The organism is Nonomuraea sp. NPDC049709 (assembly GCF_040674815.1).
GTDB lineage: Bacteria > Actinomycetota > Actinomycetes > Streptosporangiales > Streptosporangiaceae > Nonomuraea.
Genome location: NZ_JBFANM010000176.1, coordinates 1 through 7,303, shown reverse-complemented (window position 1 = coordinate 7,303; position 7,303 = coordinate 1). Strand labels below are relative to the sequence as shown.

Below are 7,303 nucleotides of genomic sequence, written 5' to 3'. Positions count from 1 at the left end.
TTGCGGCGGACGACGCCGACCAGGCCCACGTCGTACGGCAGCAGGTCCGGCGAGTACGGCCGCGTGCGCCACCGGGCCGGCACCCACGTGCGCACTGCCGCGGGCCGTCCCGGGCGACGGCCCGCCGCGGGCGGTCCCGAGCGTGCCCCCACCGCGGACGGACGTCCCGCCGCGGACACTCGTGGGCGGCGCCGAGCCGCTGCACAAGCAGGGGCTGGCCATGCTGGCGGCCCTGGTGGACATGTCCGGCGCCGTCGTCGGGAGCTCGGCGCCCGCGATCTACCCCGTAGGAGGCACGCTCGACGTCTCCCCGCAGGGACGCCGGGGCGGCCCCGGCGTGGGCAGCACCAGGACAGGGCCGACGACCTGGCACTTCAGCCCGGTGCTGATCAAGTCGCCGGACAGCTCGGCGGGCTTCGCCACGATCGGGTACGTCTACGTACAGGCCCCCTCGGACGCCGCGCCCACCCCCACGGTCGGGGAGCTGCTCCCCCTGGTCGCGGCCGGCGGGCTGGCACTGGCGCTGGTGGTGCCGGTCGGGCTGGTGTTCGGGTTGCTGAGCACGCGCCGGCTGACGAGCCGGGTGCGCCGCCTGGCCGGCGTGACGACGGCGGTGGCGGCCGGCGACTTCCGCCCGCGGGTCCCGGTGGCGGGCTCCGACGAGGTGAGCACGCTCGAACGCTCGGTCAACCTCATGGCCGACCGGCTCGGCGCGGCCGTGGAGGCGGACAGGGCGACCGCGCGCGCCGAGGCCAGGCAGGCCGAGCGCGGCCGGATCGCCAGGGAGCTGCACGACTCGATCTCCCAGGACCTGTTCTCGCTGAGCCTGCTGGCCGCGGGCATGCGCCGGGCGGCGCCGGGCGGCCTGCGCGAGCAGTCGGAGGCGATGGAGCGCACGGCCGCCCGCGCAATGCGCGAGATGCAGGCGCTGCTGCTGGAGCTGCGCCCGGTGGCGCTGGAGGACGCGGGCCTGCTGCCCGCCCTGCGTGAGCTCTGCCACGCTTATGAGGAGCGGCTCGGCATCGCGGTCGAGGCCGAGCTGGACGAGGTCACGCTGCCGCCCGCCGCCGAGCACGCGGTGCTGCGCCTGGTGCAGGAGGCGGTCGGGAACGCGGTCAAGCACGCGAACCCGAGCAGGATAGAGGTACGCCTGTGCGAGCGCGACGGCGCGATCACCGTGTCGGTGTCGGACGACGGCACCGGCTTCGACCCGGCGGACGCGGCCACCAGGCACGGCATGGGGCTCAAGCTGATGCGCGAGCGGGTCACGGAGCTCGGCGGCCGGCTCGACCTCCACAGCGACGAGAGCGGTACGACGGTGACGGCGAGGCTGACATGACGATCCGCGGCAACGGTGACGGCGGGCCTGACGCGACGGCCCACGGCGACACGACGACCCACGGTGGCGGCGCGCCCGGCACGACGATCCGCGTGCTCATCGTGGACGACCACCAGGTCGTCAGGCAGGGCCTGCGTTTCGTCCTGGAGCAGGAGGAGGGCGTCGAGGTCGTGGCCGAGAGCGGCGACGGCGAGGGCGCGCTGCGCGCGGTGGAGCGGTGCCGGCCCGACGTGATGCTGCTCGACCTGGTGATGCCGGGGCTGGACGGCCTGGCGGTGCTGGAGCGGCTGCGCGGGCTGGAGCGGCGGCCGGCGGTGATCGTGCTGAGCTCGTTCCAGGAGGACGACAGGGTGGTGGCGGCGGTACGCGCGGGCGCGCTGTCGTACCTGTCGAAGACCTCCGCCGTCGACCGCGTGGTCGAGGCGGTGCGCGTGGCCGCGCGCGGCGGCAGCGTGCTGGAGCCGGGGGTCGCGGCGCTCCTGCTGGGCCGCATGCGCCGGCCCCTCGACACGCTGACCCCGCGGGAGCGGGAGGTCCTGGTCGCCCTGGCGCGCGGCCGCTCGAACGCCGAGATCGCCAGGGACCTGCGCATGGGAAGGGAGACGGTCAAGACGCACGTCTCCAGCATCCTGGCCAAGCTCGGCGTGGCCGACCGCACCCAGGCCGCGATCTACGCGCTCCAGCAGGGGCTGGTGCCGCTCGACCAGGCACTCTAGGCCCGCGCGAGGCAAGCTGGAGGCACGGCGGCTAGACTCGCCCGCCGCGGGTGAGAACCCTCTCCCGCAGGGGAGGGTAAGGCTACGGAGGCGGCATCCGGGACGCCAAGACATTCGAGCGAAATTTCGTTCGTTTTCCTGTCTTGTTAAATTGCTCCCGCGAGGTAACCTTTGGTGGCGATTCGTCCTACCATCGGTGGTCTAGGCCATCGTAGATGGCCCTGCCAGCAGGGACACTCTGGTTACTGGCTAGTAGAGATGCGTTTTCTACGGCTAGCGACCAGGATGGAAGGCGACCCAGACCAGACATCAGTCCATCTCGGAAGGCGAGACCCAGTGGCTTCCGGACGCCAGCGTTTCTCGATCATCAGCGACGGCCTACCCAGCCAGCTGCCTGATGTCGATCCCAGCGAGACCAACGAGTGGCTCGAGTCTCTCGACAACGTCGTCAAGACCGAGGGCCGCACCAGAGCCCGCTACCTGATGCTCCGCATGCTGGAGCGGGCCCGCGAGCACCAGGTCGGCGTGCCGGGCCTGCGCAGCACCGACTACATCAACACGATCCCGCCGGAGCGCGAGCCCTGGTTCCCCGGCGACGAGCATGTCGAGCGCCGCATCCGCGCCTACATCCGCTGGAACGCGGCCATCATGGTGTCCAGGGCCAACGCCCGCACCAACGTGGGCGGCCACATCGCGACCTACGCCTCGGCCGCCTCTCTCTACGAGGTCGGCTTCAACCACTTCTTCCGCGGCAAGGACCACGGGGAGTCGGGCGACCAGGTCTTCTTCCAGGGCCACGCGGCGCCGGGCATCTACGCGCGCGCCTTCCTCGAGGGCCGGCTCAACGAGGCCCAGCTCGACGCGTTCCGGCAGGAGCTGTCGCACGGCTTCCACGGCCTGCCCTCCTACCCGCACCCGCGGCTCATGCCCGACTTCTGGGAGTTCCCGACGGTCTCCATGGGCCTGGGCCCGATCGGCGCGATCTACCAGGCGCGGTTCAACCGCTACCTGCTCAACCGGCAGATCAAGGACACCAGCCGCAGCCACGTATGGGCGTTCCTCGGCGACGGCGAGATGGACGAGCCCGAGTCGCTGGGCGCGATCGGCCTGGCCGCTCGTGAGGAGCTCGACAACCTCACGTTCGTGATCAACTGCAACCTGCAGCGCCTGGACGGCCCGGTACGCGGCAACGGCAAGATCATTCAGGAGCTGGAGTCGTACTTCCGCGGCGCCGGCTGGAACGTGATCAAGGTCGTGTGGGGCCGCGACTGGGACCCGCTGCTGGCGGCCGACGTCGACGGCGTGCTGGTCAACCAGATGAACACCACGCCCGACGGCCAGTTCCAGACCTACTCGGTCGAGTCCGGCGGCTACATCCGCGACAACTTCTTCGGCTCCGACCCGCGCCTGCGCAAGATGGTCGAGCACCTGACCGACGACGACATCCGCAAGCTGTCGCGCGGAGGCCACGACTACCGCAAGGTCTACGCCGCGTTCAAGTCGGCCCGCGAGCACGTCGGCCAGCCGACGGTGATCCTCGCCCAGACCATCAAGGGCTGGACGCTGGGCAAGGACTTCGAGGCGCGCAACGCCACGCACCAGATGAAGAAGCTCACCAAGGCCGAGCTCAAGGAGTTCCGCGACCGGCTCTACCTGCCGATCCCGGACTCGGCGCTCGAAGGCGAGCTGCCGCCCTACTTCCACCCGGGCGAGAACGACCCCGAGATCCAGTACATGAAGGAGCGCCGCGCGGCGCTCGGCGGCGTGCTGCCCAAGCGGGTCATGCGCGCCAAGCCGGTCAAGCTGCCCGGCGACGAGGTCTACGGCGGCTTCGCCAAGGGCTCGGGCAAGCAGCAGGTCGCCACCACGATGGCGTTCGTGCGGCTGCTCAAGGACCTCATGCGCGACAAGGAGATCGGCCACCGGTTCGTGCCGATCATCCCCGACGAGGCCCGTACGTTCGGCCTCGACGCCATGTTCCCGACGGCCAAGATCTACTCGCCGCACGGCCAGACGTACGAGGCCGTCGACAGGGAGCTGCTGCTGTCGTACAAGGAGGCCGTGCAGGGGCAGATCCTGCACGAGGGCATCAGCGAGTCGGGCTCGATGGCCTCGGCCATCGCGGCCGGCACGGCCTACGCCACGCACGGCGAGCACATGATCCCGATCTACATCTTCTACTCGATGTTCGGGTGGCAGCGCACCGGCGACCAGATGTGGCAGATGGGCGACCAGATGGGCCGCGGCTTCCTGCTCGGCGCCACCGCGGGCCGCACCACGCTCAACGGTGAGGGCCTGCAGCACGAGGACGGCCACACCCCGCTCATCGCCTCGACGAACCCGGCCGCCGTCTCCTACGACCCGTCCTGGGCGTTCGAGGTGGCGCACATCGTCAAGGACGGCCTCCGGAGGATGTACGGCGACCAGCCGGAAGACATCTTCTACTACATGACCGTCTACAACGAGCCCTACCTGCAGCCCGCCCAGCCCGCGGACCTCGACGTGCAGGGCCTGCTCAAGGGCCTGTACAAGTTCGCCGACGGGCCGCAGACGCAGGGCCCCAAGGCCAACATCCTCTCCTCGGGCGTGGCGGGCCCGTGGGCGATGGAGGCGCAGCGCCTGCTGGCCGAGGACTGGGGCGTGTCGGCCGACGTGTGGTCGGCGACGTCGTGGTCCGAGCTGCGCCGCGACGCGCTGGCGTGCGAGGAGCACAACCTGCTCAACCCCGACGCCGAGCCGCGCGTCCCCTACGTCACCCAGGTGCTCTCGCCGGCGCAGGGGCCGTTCGTGGGCGTCAGCGACTACATGAAGGCCGTGCAGGACCAGATCGCGCAGTGGGTGCCGGGTGACTGGTCCTCGCTGGGCACCGACGGGTTCGGCCTGTCCGACACCCGCTCGGCGCTGCGCCGCCACTTCCACGTGGACGCGGCCTCGATCACGCTGGCCGTGCTGACCAGCCTGGTCAAGCGGGGCGAGCTCGACGGCGAGGTGCTGCGCGAGGCCATCGCCCGCTACCACCTCAAGAACGGCGTCACCGAGGCGGGCGGCGCGGAGAGCAACGACACCCAGTCCATGGGGGTCTGAGTCGTCCGAGTGAGGCGCTCCCGCGAATGAACTTTTCGCGGGAGCGCCGTCATATCCGGCCGTCCGCGCCGTTTGGCCTGTGAGGCGGCACGTTCAGGAGGGGTACGTGCCGCCTCACCCAGGTTTGGTGCAGGGTCACGTATTGTGGGCACTACTTCCCCCTGAGAGATGTGAGGGGAAGTTTCGTCATGCGTCGCCTTCTAGCCGCCGCCCTGCTTCTGGCGGCCGCCGGCTGTTCCACCGCGCCCGCCGAGCCGGCCACGGAGTCCACCGCCGACCCGAACAAGATCGCCTGGGGTCCCTGCACCGACATCAAACGCCCTGACGGCGAGCCGCCGGCCAGCAAGGACGCCACGGTACGGTGCGGCAAGCTCGCGGTGCCCCTCGACTACGCCAAGCCCGACGGGGACAAGCTGGATCTGGCGCTCATCAAGCTGCCGGCCACCGGCAAGGGCAAGCGGCTGGGCTCGGTGGTGTTCAACTTCGGCGGCCCCGGCGCCTCCGGCGTCGACACGCTCGACCAGGCCGCCAAGGCGCTCACGGCGCTGCGCGCCCGCTATGACCTGGTCAGCTTCGACCCGCGCGGTGTCGAGCGCAGCTCCGGCGTACGCTGCGGCGACGGCGCCGAGATGGACCGGTTCACCTCGCTGGACACGCTGCCGCCCGACGCCCAGACGCACCAGGAGGCCGCGGCGGCCAACAAGCAGTTCGCCGCGCTCTGCCAGCAGAACTCCGGCAAGATCCTGCCCTACATCGGCACCGTGAACGCCGCCCGCGACATGGACCGCATCCGCGCCGCCGTGGGCGACCCCAAGCTCAACTACGTCGGCATGTCGTACGGCACGCAGCTCGGCGGCGTCTACGCCACCCTGTTCCCCAAGACCGTGGGCCGCATGGTGCTCGACGCGCCGCTCGATCCCACGGTCACGTTCGAGCAGCGCACGCTGGCGCAGACGCGCGGCTTCCAGAAGGCGTACGAGAGCTTCCTGCGCTCCTGCGTCAAGAGCACCTGCGACGTCGGCAAGGACCAGGCCACCGCCAACGCCAACGTCGAGCGGCTGATGAACCAGCTCGCCGGCAAGCCGCTGCAGGTCAACGGGCGTGAGCTGACCCAGGGTCTGGCCTCGACCGGCGTGGCCGCCGCGCTCTACTCGGAGCTGACCTGGCCGTTCCTGGAGGAGGCGCTGAGCCAGGCGCTCAAGGGCCAGGGCGAGGCGCTGATGTACCTGGCCGACTCCTACACCGGGCGCGCCCCGGACGGCAGCTACTCCACGCAGATGACCAGCTTCCCGGCGATCACCTGCGTCGACTCCGCCGAGCGCCCCGACGAGGCCGCGCTGCGGCGCACCGAGGCGGCCGCGATGAAGATCTCGCCGCTGTTCGGCAGCGAGGGCTCCGGCGGGTTGTGCCGGGTCTGGCCGGCCAAGGGCAGCAACGAGGCCCGGCACGTGGACGCCACCGGCTCCGCGCCGATCCTGGTGGTGGGCGGCAAGGGCGACCCGGCCACGCCGTACGAGTGGGCGCCCAAGCTGACGGCCCAGCTCAAGACCGCGACGCTGGTCACGTACGAGGGCGAGGGGCACGGGGCGTACCTGTCGGGCAGCAAGTGTGTCCAGGGGCTGGTGGACTCGTACCTGATCGACGGGAAGGTGCCCGGCAAGGGCACGAGTTGCCCGGCGGCCTAGTCTGGGCCGCGTGACGGACTACGAATCCCAGATCCAGACCGAGGTGGCGCGGCTGGCGGACCTCTCCGGGGACCTGTCCGTGCCGGTGCCCACGTGCCCGGGATGGACGCTCGCCGAGCTGGTCACGCACGTCGGGCAGACCCACCGCTGGGCGGTGCACGTGCTGCGCGATCAGGTCCAGGAGCGGATCTGGTCGCGGCAGGTGCCCAGCGGGCTGGCCGAGGGCCAGAGCGGCGACGCCGGCTGGCTGTTGGCCGGGGCCGCCGAACTGCTGGAGACCCTGCGCGCCACCGATCCCTCGATGACGGTGTGGACGTGGGGCCCGGACGGGAAGGCGTCCTGGTGGCCGCGCCGGATGCTCTTCGAGCTGGTGGTGCACCGGGCCGAGGGCGGGCGGGGGCGCCGGGGGCGCCCCCCCGAGCCCGCCGGCCGCCCCCCGCGCCGCCGCGACGGAGTGGAGCACCAAAAACCCCAACACC

General features: G+C 71.2%; 5 protein-coding genes. All 5 read left to right on the top strand.

Going from position 1 to position 7,303, the window contains the following annotated elements; genetic code table 11:
• Positions 1-142 precede the first annotated feature (142 nt).
• Positions 143-1,339, top strand: a complete 1,197-nt coding sequence (locus tag AB0J69_RS61140; protein ID WP_364138445.1) for a HAMP domain-containing sensor histidine kinase — start codon at positions 143-145, stop codon at positions 1,337-1,339.
• The gene (locus AB0J69_RS61135; protein ID WP_364138442.1) at positions 1,336-2,055 is read left to right on the top strand and encodes a response regulator transcription factor; all 720 of its coding nucleotides are present in this window, start codon (positions 1,336-1,338) and stop codon (positions 2,053-2,055) included. The genes AB0J69_RS61140 and AB0J69_RS61135 overlap by 4 nt, the downstream gene beginning before the upstream one ends.
• 336 nt (positions 2,056-2,391) lie before the next feature.
• Positions 2,392-5,139: a pyruvate dehydrogenase (acetyl-transferring), homodimeric type gene (gene aceE / locus AB0J69_RS61130; RefSeq protein ID WP_364138439.1), complete on the top strand. Its 2,748-nt coding sequence runs from the start codon at positions 2,392-2,394 to the stop codon at positions 5,137-5,139.
• A 188-nt stretch (positions 5,140-5,327) separates the two neighbouring features.
• Positions 5,328-6,824: an alpha/beta hydrolase gene (locus AB0J69_RS61125; RefSeq protein WP_364138436.1), complete on the top strand. Its 1,497-nt coding sequence runs from the start codon at positions 5,328-5,330 to the stop codon at positions 6,822-6,824.
• 10 nt (positions 6,825-6,834) lie between these two features.
• On the top strand, positions 6,835-7,303 hold a 469-nt coding region (locus tag AB0J69_RS61120; RefSeq protein ID WP_364138434.1), incomplete at its 3' end, for a maleylpyruvate isomerase family mycothiol-dependent enzyme.